The following is a 13,710-nucleotide window of genomic DNA, read 5'->3' as shown; positions in this document are numbered from 1 at the left end:
TGATGTGAGTGAGGGGGTTTGGAAGAGGGCTGTTGCAGCGATGCGGGAAGACGGGTCAAGGGCATCGAGGGGCGAGCGGCGTGAAGGAGACGCGGAGGGGCAGATTGAGGGAGCGAGGAAGAAACGGGAACGGAGGCGATCGGTCGCGAGCGACACGAACCGATGGGTCGTCGCGTAGCCCCGGGGACCGGCGGCTGATGAACGCGCGCCGCGCGGGGGGCCGACGCTGCCGTCTCGGGTGAGCGCGCCGGGCTCATCACCACGCGTACGGTGGAATCCGGGTGGTGCGATACGGAGGAGCGCACATGTCAACAGGTCGGAAATCCGCTGTTCGTGCCCGTGCCGATGCGAAGCGCATTATGGCGCAGCGCGCGGCGCAGATGCAGGCGGCGATGCAAGCCACCACCGATGATCTCGCGGAGTTCCTGGAACACAGCCGTACCGCGGCCGCGGCCGCGGAGACACTCGACGCCGAACTTCGGCGGGCGGGAACAGTCCGGGATCGGTCGATCGCGGGGGCTGTGGCCGCGTTCCGGACTCAGGTGGAACGGATCTCGGCCGATGAGCCCGGCGGGCAGGTCGAGGGATTCGGTGAGCTGGAGGCGGCCCTCGATACCGCTGCTGCCGAGTTCCGCGCCGCCGCGCTGGCCGCTGCCAGAGGGTGCCACACCACGGTTCACGGTGTGCGTCGGCGCCAGGCGGGCGCGCTCGCCCGCATCCGTGAGCGGGGGATGAGCGTCGCAGACATCGGTGAGGCGACCGGTCAGAGCGCACGGCAGGTGGCCGTGTTGCTCAAGATCGCGAGCGCAGACCAGTCCGGCGCCCCGCGCGCAGAGTCGAGCGAGCCCGACGTGGATCTGCTCCCGGGCGGCGAACGGATCTCGCCCGGGCCGGGGCCGGCTGAGGACGGCGTGCGCGATGACGGGCAAGCCGAAGCGATGACGGCTCAGTAGAGGTCGCGTCGCGGAGCGCAGAGAGCCCCGGCCGACGATGGTCGGCCGGGGCTGTCGGTTGTTCGGATCGGATTCAGTGTGGCGCGTCGGCGGCTGGTGCCAGCTTCGGGTTGTGGGTGAGGTTGCTCAGGTGCAGCTCGGTTTGTGCCACACCGTGCCGGATGAGGCACCAGGACAGGGCCGCGACTGCGGCCGCGCCGATCGCGGCGTGGTCGTCGTGGATCGGGTCGGCGGGGGTAAGGCGGGGCATCACCTGCTGCCAGTAGCCGCATGCCCGGTAGGCGCGCCGCACGAACTCGGCGTCGGCGCTGACCTCCCCCGCGTTGATGCTCGCTCGCATCACATACATTTCGGTGATCTGCTGGATCTGATCGCGCATCGTGGTCGTGAGTTCGAAACTGCGACTCAGAACGAGGTCTCGCAGGATCGGCCCGGCGGCGGTGGTGAATCCGGTGAGCAGATCGAGCAGGATGAGCGCGTCCCAGATATCGGTGGTGTCGGGTCGGTCCGCGCGAACGATGAGCCTCCAGCATGGGGTGGCGGCGGCTGCGGCCGCCCGCAGCCTCCCGGCCTCGGCCGCGTCATCGAGGGTCGCGGCCCGCGAGCGCAACTCCTGCGCTTCCTTGATCCGCTGTCGGCGCCTCTCGGCACGTTCGTACGGGGCGGAGGTGAGCAGGTCGGGGTTGGCGTGGAGGTGCCGGGCGATATGCCTGAACGACTGCTTCGCGAAAAGGATTTCGGAGCGGAGGTAGGCGATGGTCAGCTGGTCGGCGACGCGCTCGAGGTAGTCGCGGTCATCGACGGGTGAACCGTCGTGGTACAGCGCTGCGAAGTCCGCCGCGACGCATTCGGCGCGTGCGATGGCCTGCTGTGGCAGTGGCATGAAGGTGTCCTTCGGGGTATCAGAGGGTGCTCGGTGGGTCACTGACCCGGGCTGAGGATTTGTTCGGCGTGCGAGGCGAGGTCCTGCACGATTTTGTTCCAGCTGGCCGCGAGGCTCGCAGCGTCGCGCTCGCGCGGTCGGGCGATCACCGGTGACGCCGGATCGAGGAGTGCCGCGTTGTCTATGGGGCCTTGCGGGTAGCGGTACCGCCCGGAAGGGATCGCCCACAGCAGCTTCCACTCCAGCTCCGGTGCGTGGAATGCCTTGACGGTGAAGACGCAATAGCTGATGGAATCGGTGAAGTAGAGGTGGTAGCGCAGGCGCACACCATCCAGCTCGGACAAGATGGCAATGGTGGCGGTGCCGTCGCCGGGTCGGCTGATCTGGTCGGCAGTGATGGTCGGCATCGAGGCGTTCATGATGTCTCTCGCTTTCGGGGTTCTATGGCTGGGTGTGGTCTACGTCGGCTTCGGCGAGGATGTGGCTGCGCAGGAGGCCGATTGCGGTCCGCTTCGCGTCGTCGGTGTCACGGCAGGTGATCGTGTCGGTGACGGTCGGGCGGTCGCGGGGGGACAGCGACAGGTGGGCGGTGTCGGGGTCGGCGTAACTTCGGGTGATCGTCGCTGTCCAGGTGAGTGCGTTGAAGGTCCAGCCTTCGATCAGCCCGCCGGTCGGGGCCGGGTCCTGGACCCAGCCATCGAGTGGTGTGCCACCGAACAGGGCGTGCTCGCAGTTCAAATGCTCGGCGCGGGCGCGGGCGAGTTCGCTGAGATGGGGCTGTTCGTGATCGGGCTCGCTGTCGCTGAATTGCGACCAGGTCGCGCAACCGGCGGGGAAGCCCGGTACGGCGTCGAGGACTACGACATCGCCTTTGATCGTGTACGGGATCTCGTAGGCTTCTCCGTCGTAGTAGCCGAGCACATCGACCGGGCAGGTGGTGATCTTCCAGAATTCGCGGTCGTCCTCGTCGGTGGTGATGACCGCTACCCGGACCGTCTCGGCGGCCGGTCGGCCGCTGCTGGCTCGGTCGTCGGGCGCGGTGGGAGCGAGGCCGTTGCACAGGGTGGCCTGGGGCCGCTGATTGAGGGCGTCCAGTGCTGCGTCCAGTGCGTGCATGGCGGCGGATACGTCTGCGGTCCCGGCGGGCGGTGGGATCGGCGGGGAGAGCGGGCGTTGTGACAGCACGTGCCCGGCGAGGTTGCGGGCTTCGACCGAGACCGATCGGTGGTGGTCGTTGTCGGCGCTGCGGTGTTGCAGGGCCACCAGCAGCGGAACGTGGCAGCAGGCACAGGCGATGAGCGCGTCGCGCCAGGTGGCGCGCAAGGCAGCCTCCAGCAGGTCCGGCCAGGCGTCGGTCCAGGCGCCTTCGAAGCGTGCGGGGTCGCGGGCGAGGAGGTCGGTGATGCTGTGGTGGATGCTGCGGGGGTCGGCGCGCACCGTGACGACGCGCGGCGCGGCCGCTGTGGGGCGCGCGCCGGCGCCGGGATCGGGGTGCCGCGTCGCCGGCCGGGGCTGTCCGTGGCGGTGAGCAAAGTCGGGCAGGTGTCGCGGTCGGGGTCGGGGGTGATGCATCGGTGGTCCTTGCTGGGTTGTCCGTGGCGAGGCGGAAGCCTCATACGCTGCACCGGCTGTTTCGGCCGGTGCAGCGGCGTGAGGGCTCCGCAGCGATCAGAACGGTGGTTCGTCGATCCAGGTAGCCGGTTTGTCGCCCCAGGGAGGCACTTGGGCCGATGGGCACTGCGGACTGCACTCGGGAATGCGGAGGTCGGCGATTACGGCGTGCAGGGCATGCAGGGCGTCAGCGGTGATGTCGGTGCATTGGTCGCGGCCGGGACGCGGGGGCAGCGGGTCGTGGTAGACCTGCTGCGCCAGGACGCGTCCCGACGGGGTGCAGGCTTCGACGAGTTCGACGTTGTGGCCGCCGGTCTCGTCGACGTCTTTGACGTTCTCGACCCAGAGTGCGATCGGGTGGCGGCAGCACGAGCTGACGACCCAGCCGCGATCGTTGGTGGCTTCGGTGGCGGCCCGGAAAGCTTCTGTCCACAGCTCGGGCCATCTGGTCGGGTCCGCGGTCAGATCGCGTGTGGTGTGCTGGTAGTCGGTTCGCAGACATTCGGCGATATGTGGTGTGAGGTCGGCAGCGTCGATGACGAGTTCGAGGCTGGGCATGGGCGGGGCTCCTCTCGCGAAGCGATTGATGGGGCCCTCCCGGCTCACAGCCGGGAGGGCGCAGGATGTGCGGTTTCGGCGTGGCATGCGCCGCGACCGGTATCGGAAGTCGGCGGCCTGCCGGGCGGCGCGGCCATGTCGAGACCGGCCGCCGGTCGGTTACGTGCTGTGCAGTCCGGACAGTGCGGGGGCGGTCGCGGCACCCGGGTCGAAACCGTGGCGTGGCGGCAGATCGCGGTGTCCGATGGCGAGGCTCATCATGTGTCCCCGTCGCCGGGGTGGGCCTCGGCGGCGGCCCGGCATGTGGACAGGGTTCCTGAGGCGCTGAGGTCGTCGAGCACGATGCGCAGCGCCTACAGGGCTTGCGCGGGCAGATCGAGTTGGGGCCCGCGCGGGGGCTCGGAGGGCGGCCGGTGGTAGCGGTGCTCGGTGAGGATGCGGTCCTGGTGGTTGAGCACTCGGATGATGTCGACCGTGGCGGTACCGGGCCTGTCGGGCTCTTCGTCGTCGGCGACGGTGAGGACGACCGGGCGATTGCAGCATCCGCAGACGATCAGTTCCTCGGTGTTGGTGATATCGACTGCGCAACACAGCAGTTCGGTCCACGAGGTCGACCAGGTGGTTACTTCGGTGGCCAGTTCGACCAGGGTGGTCAGATATTCGGTGCACAGGCGGCGTGCGATGTGATCGGTGAGCGCACCGGTCGGGGCGATGAGATCGAGCGTGGTCATAGTGACCTTCCGGATCGTTGGATGGAGGTTGCGTGCCCGGGGTGACGGCCGCACCGGCACCGGGGTGGCGGCGGGGCGAGGTCCGCGACGGGCCGATGCCCGGTTCACACGTGCTCGTCGTCGTAGGGGAGTTCCTCGAAGTCGTTCTCAACGTCGAACATTGCGGTGATCTCGCCGAAGCACTGGTTCGCGAGCTGCTGAGCGTGAATCCATGCCTGAGCTTCGGTGCCGTAGAAGTCGGTGCGGATCTCGATTCGGAAGGGTTTGTCCTCGGCCACCGCGTCGGTGCCAGCACTCTGGTCGATGTGCTCGGGCGCCTGAGGTAGGTCTCCGCGCTCCGCAGCAGTTTCGGGGGACTCGGTCGGCGGGTCCGCGACGACGTTGGCGGGGACGAGGGCGGTGCCTTCTATGAGGGCCCAATGCTTGCCCTTCCAGGCGGGGCAGCTCTGCCTCCAGGCGTTGATGGTGCTGTCGCGCAGGTGCGTTGCGGGACCGGCGTTGTCGTGTTTGCGGGCGGCCCGGTACTCGGTGCGGGTGAGTTCATGAATGGGCATGAGCGGGGGTGTCTTTCTGTCGAGAGGGGTGAGGCGAGTAGCTGCCTCGTACGCCGCACCGGCGCGCCCGCAGTGCGAGCCGGTGCGGCGGGGTGGCCTCCACGCGCCCGGGGCACCTACTGGTCGGCGGGGCGGGATTCGATCTCCGCCGGACCGGAGTCGGTGGGGATGGTGAACCAGTGCTCATCGCGCAGGTCCGGGCCACCGAGTCGGATGTATCGGGCCAGGGCCGCGTATTCGTCGGGACGCAGATGCGTTCGGATGTCGAGCATCTGCTCGAAGGCGGGCAGCTGATGCTGGCGCATGTGATCGACGAGCGAACTCCACGCACTCCAGTGCATTTCGTTGCGTGCCTTCATGAGGCCCAGCCGCTGTGCGATCCGGCTGCGTTCATCGGCGGTGAGATGCGTCCAGATGCCGGTGAGCCAGAACGCAACCCAGCCAGCGGGCCACCACACCACCGGGATTTCGATGCCGCCGAATCGCCCGTTGTGGTAGCGGACGAGGAACACGGCGGCGGCGGGTGGGCCATAGCGGTGCAGGTTCCATATCCCGGTCTGCGGGTCCTGGGCCTGGGTGAACAGCTGCTGTTGTCCTCGGCCGGTGGTCTCGTGCCAGTACCGGAAGGTGGTCCGGATGCTGCCGCCACGGTTATAGGGCTGATCGGGTGCGACCAGTGCGTTGTCGAGGGTGTCGTGTCCTCGCAGTACTTCGGCGACCTGGTGGTTGGTGTGGCTGTCCATGGCTTCTCGCTTTCGTCACGGATTGCGTGCGCATCACCCCGGCGCCCCACACGGGGGCGCGGGGATGGGTGGGCGCGATGAATGGGCACTATCGGGTGCCAGCGGGAGGATTTGGTGCGGGGAGCCAGTCGGCCCCACACCAAAAATGTACCAAACGTACGCATTGTGTGCAAATCGTATCGTTCTGTGCCGCAACACTTTTCGTGCAGACTCCGGCCTGACGGAGAGTCGTTCCGTGCGCCGTGCGGCATCAGTCGCGGCGGGCGGGCGGCCGACACGTCCGGAACTGGAACCGGGGTGTCGGCTGCCGGCTGACCCGTAGCGCGAGTGCGCTGGCGGTTCTACGGGGTGGTGTAGCAGTCGGAGGTGGGGTCGAAGTATTGGCACACTTCGGGATCTGCGGCGTCGTAGCGGCGCTGTACCTCGGCGACGGCGACATCGAGGAGTTCGTCGAGCGCGGTGGCGCGGGGGCCCTCGGCGGGAACGGTGTAGATATCGAGGAACCGAGGTGGGTGGAAGAGGAGCGAGGGCCCTTTGACCACTACCGCGTGGAGGGTCGCGCGGAAGCAATCGTCCTGGTAGCTCTCCATTGCGGTCAGTTCCGCCTTGGCGAAACCGCGACCGGGGACGACTCCGACGTTCCACATCACGGTGCTGCGTCCGAGGGGTGAGTCTCGGCTGGTCTGCCCGTGTGGTCCGGGTGGATCGCTGACGGTGAGGACGTTGACCGGAAATTCGATGTCGTTGAGAACTGCCCAGTACCGGCCGTCCCATCCGGGGTGCGCTCGCCGCCAGCTGGCGAGGGTGTGCTCCGACAGTTCGTCGATCGGTCCGGCGTTCTGGCCGATGCGGGCGGCCTCGTAGTCGGTCTCGGTGATCTCTGGTACGCCCATGAGGGGTGTGTGCCTTTCTGCTTGAGAGTGAGGCGGGTGGCTGCCTCGTCCGTCGCACCGGCGCCCGTGGCGGGTGCCGGTGCGGCGTGGTGACCTCCACCCGGTCTCCCGGCACGGGCGGGCCGATGCCGGGATCCGAGGGCAGCGGAGGGTGTCAGGCAATCGCGGTCTTGCTGGGTTTGAACCAGCCTTCGACCCGCAGGTCGGGTCCGCCGAGTTCGAGGTATTGACGCAGGTCGGTGTAGCGGGACTCGTCCAGGTACACCGTGAGGTCGCCGCGGTCGAACTGGTCGTAGGGCGGCAGGTCTCGAGCGGTCATCCGGTCGGCCAGCGTGAACCAGTTCTGCCAGCCTTTGGGATCGCGGCGCGGCAGGAGGTCTTGGAGGATCCCGTTGACCTTGCGTTCGGATTCGTTGAGGTGGTCCCAGATACCGGTGAGCCAGAACCGCACCCACTCGATGTAGTCCCAGTGCGGCTCGGTAATGGCGTCGATTTGGCCGTTCTCGTACCGGACCAGGTGCATTCCGTGCACGTACCCGCTGAGGCGGGGTTTGTTCCATCGGCCGGTCTTCGGGTTCAGGGTCTGGGCCACCCGCCGTTGCTGGCCCTTCTTCGCGCCTTTCTCGGCGGTTTCGACCCAGTACCGCCTCGTGGTCCACGTGCTGGCGTACGGGTAGTCGTCCACGCTGACCGAAGTTTCGGCGGTCGTGTGGCCGCGCAGGACCTCGACCACCTTGCCGCGTTCGTCTTTGCTGTTCATGGTGTCTCGCTTTCGTGTCGGGTTCGGGGATCGGCACCCCAGGCCCCGCGCCCGGACCGGGCGCGAGGGAGTGGAGCCGATACCGGCGGTGTGCGCGGAGTCAGGGCCGGTCGCGCTCGGGGCCGCTGGCGGCGGCGGGAGTGCCGGAGTCGTCGGTGTCGGTGTCGGGGTTGTTCCTGTCCTGTTCGAGGGCGGCGAGGCCGAGGAAGATCGCCCGGACGAAGAGGGGGCCGACGGAGGAGGCCAGTGCCTCGGAGGTGCCGGAGCCGTCGTCCTGGGGTTTGCGGATCGCGTAGGTCCCGGTGACGATGCGGGCCCAGATTTCGTAGCGGTCGCCGCCGGGCAGGCAGATGTCGATGAGCGGCTGCCGGTCGCCGACACTGTCGATTCCGTCGTCGAGCTGGGCGTTCAGTCCGTCGGCGGTCAGGTCCGCGCACAGTTTCCGGGTGGCGGTCAGAATCTCGGCGTTCATGAAAGTTCTCCTCGGAATGGGGATTTCGGAGTCGGTCGGCACATGTGGGGTGCTGATCGAGGGGGATTCGCTCGAGGACGTACGCCCCAGCTCTTGAAATGTACCAAACGTACGTATTACAGGCAACGTGTAATACGTTGCGTGGCAATAGATTTGGTGAATATGCTCAGGTGTGCCGGTCTGTGGCCGCCCATCGTCCGGACACTCGGCGGCCGTGGGGCGGGCGCCGGCCCGGTGCGCGCGGGGTTACGCGTCGGTGGTGTGTGGGGTCTCGTTGTCGGCGGTGGGGCGGGTCCAGGAGAGCAGGGTGGGCAGGTTTTTGTCGGGGGCCTGGGTGATGTAGGTGCCGTCGACGGAGTCGCAGCCGAATGCGGTGGCGGTGGTGTAGCGGCGGGCGGAGTTGACGCGGCCCATGTGGACCCAGAGCCCGAGGCTGGAGGCGACTGCGGCGAGTTCGGCGGCGTGGCGGCTCAGTTTCCAGTCGGTGTCGCCTGCGATGAACAGGGCGTCGATCTCGTCCCAGGGGTCCCAGCTGCACAGCTCCATACCGTTTTGGGCGGCCAGGGCGGCGGGGTATCCGAGATCGCGGATGCGCCGGAGCATGTCGCGGGACCGGGCGAGGGTGGCGACGTGGTCGCCCACGACGTCGGGCGCGACGGCGAACAGGCAGCGCTCGGCGTGGCGGCGGTGTTTGCGCAGCCACGCGAGATACTGGTCATCCCCGGGGTATTTGCCGCCGAAGACCGCATTGTCGGCACACCAGGTGTAGCCGTCTTCGATCCGGTTGCCCTGCGGCGGGCTGGCGATCATACCGAGCTGCCCGGCACGGATCGCGGCGCGGACGGCCGGGGTGCACGGTGGGGTGAGATACAGCGGTGAGGACATCGGCGGCTTTCGTGGCGGTGCGGTGGCGGGCCCGGGGCGTCGGCTGGGTGTGCGGCGCCCCGGGTTTGGCGGTCAGGCCGGGGGGTTGGCCAGGTCGGTCAGGTAGTTCTCCAGGGCGTAGGCGGCGGCGATCTGCGGGTCGGGGCGGCCGACTTCCTTCCAGCGGTCCTTGCAGCCGCGCAGTGATCCGCCGAGCTTCTCGGCTTCGGCTCGCAGCGTTTCCGGGGCGCAGTCGGTGGCGCCGTCGACCCATCGGTACAGCTCGGGATAGTCGTGGGGGTTGGCCCATGCCCCCGCGATGACACGGCCGTGGTATTCGCCTATGCGGACCTCGCGTTGCTCGTCGCGGTAGATGCAGGCGACGATCTGTTCGTAGTCGTAGCTCCAGCGCTGGTCGTGGGCAACGTCGAGCCAGCCGCATTCGTTCCAGGGCACGAGTTCGCTGTTGCGGCATTGGGGGCAGCGATCGCCGGGTTCGGGTTCGCGGACGGCAGGGACCATGGCGCGGCATTCGGCGTCATCGCAGTAGGCCAGGCACGACGGCAGCGTGCACAGTCGCGCCCGGACCTGCACCGGAAAGACCAGCGCGCCAACGGCGAGTTCGACCCGGATATCGACCGGCGATCCACCCAGGGCATCGGCGGGGAACCCGAGTGCGTGTTCGAGCACCTTGCTGGTCTCGGTCGGCCGGGGACCGTCCTCGAGGATGGTGGCCTCCCTGCCGTCGACGGAAGTGTGGAAATGGCGGTAGCAGAGCTGGTCTGCCTCCGGGCCGTGGACCTCGGAGAGCAGGAAGTATTCGGACACAGGTATGCCTTTCGAGGGCAGGGCAAACGGGGGCTGGCGGCTCGCCTCCCACCGGCGGGGCGAGCCGGTGGGGTGTCAGGGGTGGTGATGCTCGGAGGCGCGATCGAAATAGGCCAGGATTTCGGGGGTGTTCTCGTCGTAGAGCCGTCGCAGCTCTGTGAGAGCGAGTCGCTGAGCGCGTTTCATTTCCTTGGCGCTGAACGGTTTGGTGGTGTGCAGGACCAGGATCCGGGTGCCACGGTTGGCGATCGGGTCGCTGCGATGATCCGACCCGGGTGTGGCAGCGAGCGCACGCAGGGTTGCGAAGTATCCGGCGCAGTTGTGGTGGTCGATGCAGAGGCGGGCGCGTGGGTTCGCGGCGGCACCGGGCGCGCCGACGCGCCAGGTGAGCGTGCGCGAGCGCTGTTCCCCGGCGAATGCAGGGCGGGCGTGAGGGCCGTCGGCGGCGGTGCGGACGGGTTCGGTGATCGAATCGACCATCGCGGTGGAGTTCCTTCCGAGGGGGTGACAGGACGGTGGCTGCGCGGAATTCCGCCCATGAGCGAGCGGGGAGCAGAAGCCGGGGCGCCGTTCAGGCGACCAACCCGACCCCCATAATGTACCAAACGTACGTATTGGATTCAAACTGTAAACCGCTGCGCGGCAGCGCTTTACGTCATCCGGCAGCGGTTCTTGATTGTCGGCGCGCGCGGTGGCGTCGACTCCGTCGGCGCCGTGGCCGATGGACGGCCGGCTGGCAGGTCCCGCTCGTCACCGGCGAGGTCGGTTCGCGGCGGCGCGGTGCGGCGGGTGCCGGATATCGGCCGGGACACCTAGGATGCGAGCATCCGGGCAGGCGGACCCACCGCGCCTTCCCGTGCTCGTCGGATCGGGCCGTGGCTGCGGGCGGGTACTCGACCGGGTGCAGCGTAGTGGCGGATTAGTGGCAATCGAGGGCGGCGGGTTGCTACTAATCTGTCGCGCTGCAATTTGTCGGCGCGTTCTGAGATCCTTGTGGTCACCGAGCTGTGGAGGTGGTGATGGAGGATCAGGCGGGGTTGTGGCCTGCGGAAGCGGGTGCCGATGGGGTGGAGCGGCTCGTGTTCTCCGGTCTCGGTGCACCGGCGTTGGAGGCGTTCCGCGCGGGGTTGTGGCGGCTGGCGCTGGCCCAGAAAACCAAGGTCACCTACCTCGAGCGGGTGAACGATTTCCTGCGGTGGTGGCGCGGCAGCGACGGGTTCGAGGACGCGTTCACCACCGGGGCGGGCCGTGATGCGGCGGTGACCGCGTATTGCGAGAAGTTGACCGACCGGGAGGTGGAGCCGTCGACGGTGAATGTGTCGCTGGCGGCGTTGGACACCTTCTACCGCTGGTTGGGGCTGGGGCGGGTGAAGTTGCCGCGGGCGGTGCTGGCCCAGATCGTGCCCGACACGCTGGATGTGCAGCAGCAGAGCATGTTGCTCAAGGCGGCCAGTCGGCGCGGGTTGCGGGACTATGCGTTGGTGACCTTGGCCTTGGATGCCGGTCTGCTCGAGTCCGAGCTGGCCGCGCTCGATGTCGATGATCTGTTCCTGGATGAAATGGCCGAGCGTGGTGAGGTCCGGGTACGCGACCGGCGGGTTCCGTTGGGTCCGGCATGCCGGGCGGTGCTGATGTTGTGGTGCGCCGATCGACGCTCGCGTCTGGGTGGGAACCGGCCGGGCGAGTTGTTCATCACCGAGGACCGGAGCGGCCGTTTGGCAGTGCGGACGGTGGATCACATCATCCGCATGGCGGGCCGGGAGGCGGGGATGGAAATTTCGCCGGGGACCTTGCGCAATACGTGCCAACGCCGTTTGCGGTGTTCCGGGCTGAGCGCGGCGGCGGTGGATGCGTTGATGGGCCGCCGGTGGCCCAATCCAGCACGGGATCGGGCGTTGGTGTCTTCCGGGCAGTTGTCGTTGGACCTGAGCGCGTGATGCCGAGCCCGGCACCGGAGATTCCTGGTGTCGGGCTCGGCTGGCTCCGGCTGGCCGGAGCCGGGGTCAGACGCGTGTGCCGGGCGGCTGGGCGGCGGGGTAGCCGGTGATGACGGCGCAGCCGATGCGGGTGCCGTTTTCCAGCAGGTCGTATCCGGCCTGGGGTTCTTCGGGATTGAAGTCCTCAGCGAAGGCGGGTTCGAGGGTGAGGCCGATCTCGGACATGGCTTCGGTCAGCAGCCACAAGGTGTCGTCGAACGAGTCTCCCGGTGTTCCGTCGTAGTCGAGGAACGGGCCGTCGGGGTATTCCTCGTCGTCGGATGCATCGAAGCTCCAGCAGTAGTTCGCGATGCGTTCGAGGTGGAGGAAGGGGTTGGCCGGGGCGGTGGTGTCGGGCATCGGTGTGTGTTCTTCCTGGTGTGATGTGGGGCGAGGGGAGAGGCGGGCAAGGGGGCTGCGTGACCGAATCCGGCCGGGGGTTCGCCGGGGTGGTCGGCTGCGGCGGCAGTGGCGCGTCGGCGGCCGGTCAGCGACCGGCGCCCGGCGGGTGCGCGGCATACAGATACACCTCGATCCGGGCGTTCTCGGCCGTGGCCTTGTGGGTGGTGAGCCGCAGGTCGACGTCGGCGGTGGCGACGAGGCCACGGTCGGCGGCCTGCTTCACGGCGTGTGCGGCGATGGCGTCGAGTCGGCCGTTGTCGTCGCCGCTGGGTGAGTGCCAGCGCAGAAACAGCCGCGTGAGCTGGCGGGGGTCGGTGTCGGGTCCGTCGTAGGCGAGATGGGGTGCCATGCGGCGGACGTCGCGGCCGATGCGGTGGCGGGCGAGTGCGGCCGCGAGCCTCGCCGGCCACGGGCCCAGACCGAAGGTGTCGGAGTGCGCGGTGGGGTGGTCACCGGGCGCGGGTGTGGTTGTCGGGTCCATGAGGATTCCTCGGTGTCGTTGCGTGCGGGGGGCCGCAGCGGTCCGGGCAGATGACAGCTGTCCGGACCGCCGGGGCCTTGCGGTGGGATCGGTGATCAGAGCCGTTCGAGGGTGGCGCGGGTCTTGTAGGCGGCGACCAGGAATCCGCACACGCGGGCGTCGGCGTCGTCGGCCCGGGCGTGGTCTTCGCACTCGCGGGCCATCACACCGATGTCGTGATGGACCATGGCCTGGGTCTCGAACCAGTCCAGCAGCGTTGTGTAGTGGTCGATCTCGCTCATCGATTCGTCGCGCGGGCGGATCGAGGCCGGGTCCGGCTCGGTGTAGCGCCGACACGGCGAGACCACGCTGACGAACAGTTCGAGGGCGCGGTGCAGCAGTTCGGCCCGGCTGTTGAGGGCGCTGACGGTCGGGATGCCGAGGACGGGCTCGTCATCGGTCCAGCCCTGCGCGCGGCGCAACTGGGTGGTCTGGTCACGCACCACCACGGCGGCGGTGAACGCTTCCTCGAGCAGGCGGGCCGGGGCGTCGGTGTCGAAGACGGTCTGCCATTTTCCGGTGCCGGGGTCGAGGTGCAGGTAGCGGAACCGGAACAGCGGGTCGCCGCCGAGGATGAACTCATAGTGGTGGGCAGGGACCCACATCGCGTCGGAGGTACGGGGTTCGAGGATGTGGCGGTCCTTGTCGAAGTGGTCGGCCCACTGCCCGGTGGTCGGCTGTTCGTGAGCCAGCACGAGGTCCATCCAGGTCATTCCGAGCCGTGGGAGCACGGAGGCGGGACGGCCCTCCTCGGTCTGGTAACTGGCCCTGTCGCCGAAAAGTTCGACCGTGATGTATCCGCGAGATACCATGTGGCGCAATGCCTTTCGTTTGATTTCCCCTTCCCAGAAAACGTACCAAACGTACGTATTGATGTCTAGTTGGGGTGCGGTGCCGACAGGAACCCGACCGGTGAGCCGATCCGGCCGCGTCGCCGCGTCGGTCGGCTCGCCGGTCGCGGC

General features: G+C 68.2%; 18 protein-coding genes. 2 read left to right on the top strand and 16 right to left on the bottom strand.

The features are described 5' to 3' along the window. Positions 1-305 precede the first annotated feature (305 nt). On the top strand, positions 306-953 hold the full coding sequence (locus ACWEWT_RS15665) for a hypothetical protein (protein WP_452559480.1): 648 nt from the start codon (positions 306-308) through the stop codon (positions 951-953). A 73-nt stretch (positions 954-1,026) separates the two neighbouring features. Here ACWEWT_RS15665 and ACWEWT_RS15660 read toward each other — a convergent pair whose 3' ends face one another. The 13 genes from ACWEWT_RS15660 to ACWEWT_RS15600 all read right to left on the bottom strand — a co-directional run bounded on the left by ACWEWT_RS15660 (position 1,027) and on the right by ACWEWT_RS15600 (position 10,330). Beyond that, on the bottom strand, positions 1,027-1,836 hold the full coding sequence (locus ACWEWT_RS15660) for a hypothetical protein (protein WP_452559478.1): 810 nt from the start codon (positions 1,834-1,836) through the stop codon (positions 1,027-1,029). Positions 1,837-1,874: 38 nt separating this feature from the next. Next, positions 1,875-2,255 carry a hypothetical protein gene (locus ACWEWT_RS15655; protein WP_452559477.1) on the bottom strand — a complete coding sequence of 127 codons (381 nt, stop codon included), beginning with the start codon at positions 2,253-2,255 and terminating at the stop codon, positions 1,875-1,877. Between the two features lie 22 nt (positions 2,256-2,277). After that, positions 2,278-3,273 carry a hypothetical protein gene (locus ACWEWT_RS15650; RefSeq protein ID WP_452559475.1) on the bottom strand — a complete coding sequence of 332 codons (996 nt, stop codon included), beginning with the start codon at positions 3,271-3,273 and terminating at the stop codon, positions 2,278-2,280. 231 nt (positions 3,274-3,504) lie between these two features. Continuing rightward, entirely contained in the window at positions 3,505-4,005 is a 501-nt protein-coding gene (locus ACWEWT_RS15645) for a hypothetical protein (protein WP_452559474.1), read from the bottom strand. Between the two features lie 353 nt (positions 4,006-4,358). Continuing rightward, positions 4,359-4,736, bottom strand: coding sequence for a hypothetical protein (locus ACWEWT_RS15640; RefSeq protein ID WP_452559473.1), 378 nt, complete (start codon positions 4,734-4,736; stop codon positions 4,359-4,361). A gap of 104 nt (positions 4,737-4,840) precedes the next feature. Continuing rightward, positions 4,841-5,290, bottom strand: a complete 450-nt coding sequence (locus ACWEWT_RS15635) for a hypothetical protein (RefSeq protein ID WP_452559471.1) — start codon at positions 5,288-5,290, stop codon at positions 4,841-4,843. A gap of 116 nt (positions 5,291-5,406) precedes the next feature. After that, complete coding sequence (locus tag ACWEWT_RS15630) at positions 5,407-6,033, bottom strand: hypothetical protein (RefSeq protein ID WP_452559469.1); 627 nt, start codon at positions 6,031-6,033, stop codon at positions 5,407-5,409. A gap of 341 nt (positions 6,034-6,374) precedes the next feature. After that, positions 6,375-6,926 (bottom strand): hypothetical protein, encoded by a 552-nt coding sequence (locus ACWEWT_RS15625; RefSeq protein ID WP_452559467.1) that lies wholly within the window; start codon positions 6,924-6,926, stop codon positions 6,375-6,377. A 154-nt stretch (positions 6,927-7,080) separates the two neighbouring features. Then, entirely contained in the window at positions 7,081-7,686 is a 606-nt protein-coding gene (locus ACWEWT_RS15620) for a hypothetical protein (protein ID WP_452559465.1), read from the bottom strand. A gap of 100 nt (positions 7,687-7,786) precedes the next feature. Next, entirely contained in the window at positions 7,787-8,158 is a 372-nt protein-coding gene (locus tag ACWEWT_RS15615) for a hypothetical protein (RefSeq protein ID WP_452559463.1), read from the bottom strand. A gap of 246 nt (positions 8,159-8,404) precedes the next feature. Beyond that, positions 8,405-9,043: a hypothetical protein gene (locus ACWEWT_RS15610; RefSeq protein ID WP_452559461.1), complete on the bottom strand. Its 639-nt coding sequence runs from the start codon at positions 9,041-9,043 to the stop codon at positions 8,405-8,407. 72 nt (positions 9,044-9,115) lie between these two features. Further along, the gene (locus ACWEWT_RS15605) at positions 9,116-9,850 is read right to left on the bottom strand and encodes a hypothetical protein (RefSeq protein WP_452559459.1); all 735 of its coding nucleotides are present in this window, start codon (positions 9,848-9,850) and stop codon (positions 9,116-9,118) included. A gap of 75 nt (positions 9,851-9,925) precedes the next feature. Beyond that, a complete protein-coding gene (locus ACWEWT_RS15600; protein ID WP_452559458.1) occupies positions 9,926-10,330 on the bottom strand; it encodes a hypothetical protein in 405 nt (134 codons plus the stop codon). Positions 10,331-10,869: 539 nt separating this feature from the next. Between ACWEWT_RS15600 and ACWEWT_RS15595 the strand changes: the two genes are divergently transcribed. Next, positions 10,870-11,787, top strand: a complete 918-nt coding sequence (locus ACWEWT_RS15595; RefSeq protein WP_452559456.1) for a tyrosine-type recombinase/integrase — start codon at positions 10,870-10,872, stop codon at positions 11,785-11,787. A gap of 66 nt (positions 11,788-11,853) precedes the next feature. On the opposite strand, the gene ACWEWT_RS15590 is transcribed toward ACWEWT_RS15595, so the two are convergent. The 3 genes from ACWEWT_RS15590 to ACWEWT_RS15580 all read right to left on the bottom strand — a co-directional run bounded on the left by ACWEWT_RS15590 (position 11,854) and on the right by ACWEWT_RS15580 (position 13,560). After that, a complete protein-coding gene (locus ACWEWT_RS15590; RefSeq protein WP_452559454.1) occupies positions 11,854-12,186 on the bottom strand; it encodes a hypothetical protein in 333 nt (110 codons plus the stop codon). Positions 12,187-12,313: 127 nt separating this feature from the next. Then, entirely contained in the window at positions 12,314-12,709 is a 396-nt protein-coding gene (locus ACWEWT_RS15585; protein WP_452559453.1) for a hypothetical protein, read from the bottom strand. Between the two features lie 95 nt (positions 12,710-12,804). Further along, on the bottom strand, positions 12,805-13,560 hold the full coding sequence (locus tag ACWEWT_RS15580; RefSeq protein ID WP_452559451.1) for a hypothetical protein: 756 nt from the start codon (positions 13,558-13,560) through the stop codon (positions 12,805-12,807). Positions 13,561-13,710: the final 150 nt, after the last annotated feature.

This window comes from Nocardia sp. NPDC003963 (assembly GCF_053605105.1).
The sequence above is the reverse complement of the archived record's forward strand: the minus strand, read 5'-3'. Positions and strand labels throughout refer to the sequence as shown.

Excerpts from the sequence above, each read along its gene's own strand:
- ACWEWT_RS15665 (WP_452559480.1), top strand. The coding sequence starts at position 306 with ATGTCAACAGGTCGGAAATCCGCTGTTCGTGCCCGTGCCGATGCGAAG.
- ACWEWT_RS15660 (WP_452559478.1), bottom strand. The coding sequence starts at position 1,836 with ATGCCACTGCCACAGCAGGCCATCGCACGCGCCGAATGCGTCGCGGCG.
- ACWEWT_RS15655 (WP_452559477.1), bottom strand. The coding sequence starts at position 2,255 with ATGAACGCCTCGATGCCGACCATCACTGCCGACCAGATCAGCCGACCC.
- ACWEWT_RS15645 (WP_452559474.1), bottom strand. The coding sequence starts at position 4,005 with ATGCCCAGCCTCGAACTCGTCATCGACGCTGCCGACCTCACACCACAT.
- ACWEWT_RS15640 (WP_452559473.1), bottom strand. The coding sequence starts at position 4,736 with ATGACCACGCTCGATCTCATCGCCCCGACCGGTGCGCTCACCGATCAC.
- ACWEWT_RS15635 (WP_452559471.1), bottom strand. The coding sequence starts at position 5,290 with ATGCCCATTCATGAACTCACCCGCACCGAGTACCGGGCCGCCCGCAAA.
- ACWEWT_RS15630 (WP_452559469.1), bottom strand. The coding sequence starts at position 6,033 with ATGGACAGCCACACCAACCACCAGGTCGCCGAAGTACTGCGAGGACAC.
- ACWEWT_RS15625 (WP_452559467.1), bottom strand. The coding sequence starts at position 6,926 with ATGGGCGTACCAGAGATCACCGAGACCGACTACGAGGCCGCCCGCATC.
- ACWEWT_RS15620 (WP_452559465.1), bottom strand. The coding sequence starts at position 7,686 with ATGAACAGCAAAGACGAACGCGGCAAGGTGGTCGAGGTCCTGCGCGGC.
- ACWEWT_RS15615 (WP_452559463.1), bottom strand. The coding sequence starts at position 8,158 with ATGAACGCCGAGATTCTGACCGCCACCCGGAAACTGTGCGCGGACCTG.
- ACWEWT_RS15610 (WP_452559461.1), bottom strand. The coding sequence starts at position 9,043 with ATGTCCTCACCGCTGTATCTCACCCCACCGTGCACCCCGGCCGTCCGC.
- ACWEWT_RS15600 (WP_452559458.1), bottom strand. The coding sequence starts at position 10,330 with ATGGTCGATTCGATCACCGAACCCGTCCGCACCGCCGCCGACGGCCCT.
- ACWEWT_RS15595 (WP_452559456.1), top strand. The coding sequence starts at position 10,870 with ATGGAGGATCAGGCGGGGTTGTGGCCTGCGGAAGCGGGTGCCGATGGG.
- ACWEWT_RS15590 (WP_452559454.1), bottom strand. The coding sequence starts at position 12,186 with ATGCCCGACACCACCGCCCCGGCCAACCCCTTCCTCCACCTCGAACGC.
- ACWEWT_RS15585 (WP_452559453.1), bottom strand. The coding sequence starts at position 12,709 with ATGGACCCGACAACCACACCCGCGCCCGGTGACCACCCCACCGCGCAC.
- ACWEWT_RS15580 (WP_452559451.1), bottom strand. The coding sequence starts at position 13,560 with ATGGTATCTCGCGGATACATCACGGTCGAACTTTTCGGCGACAGGGCC.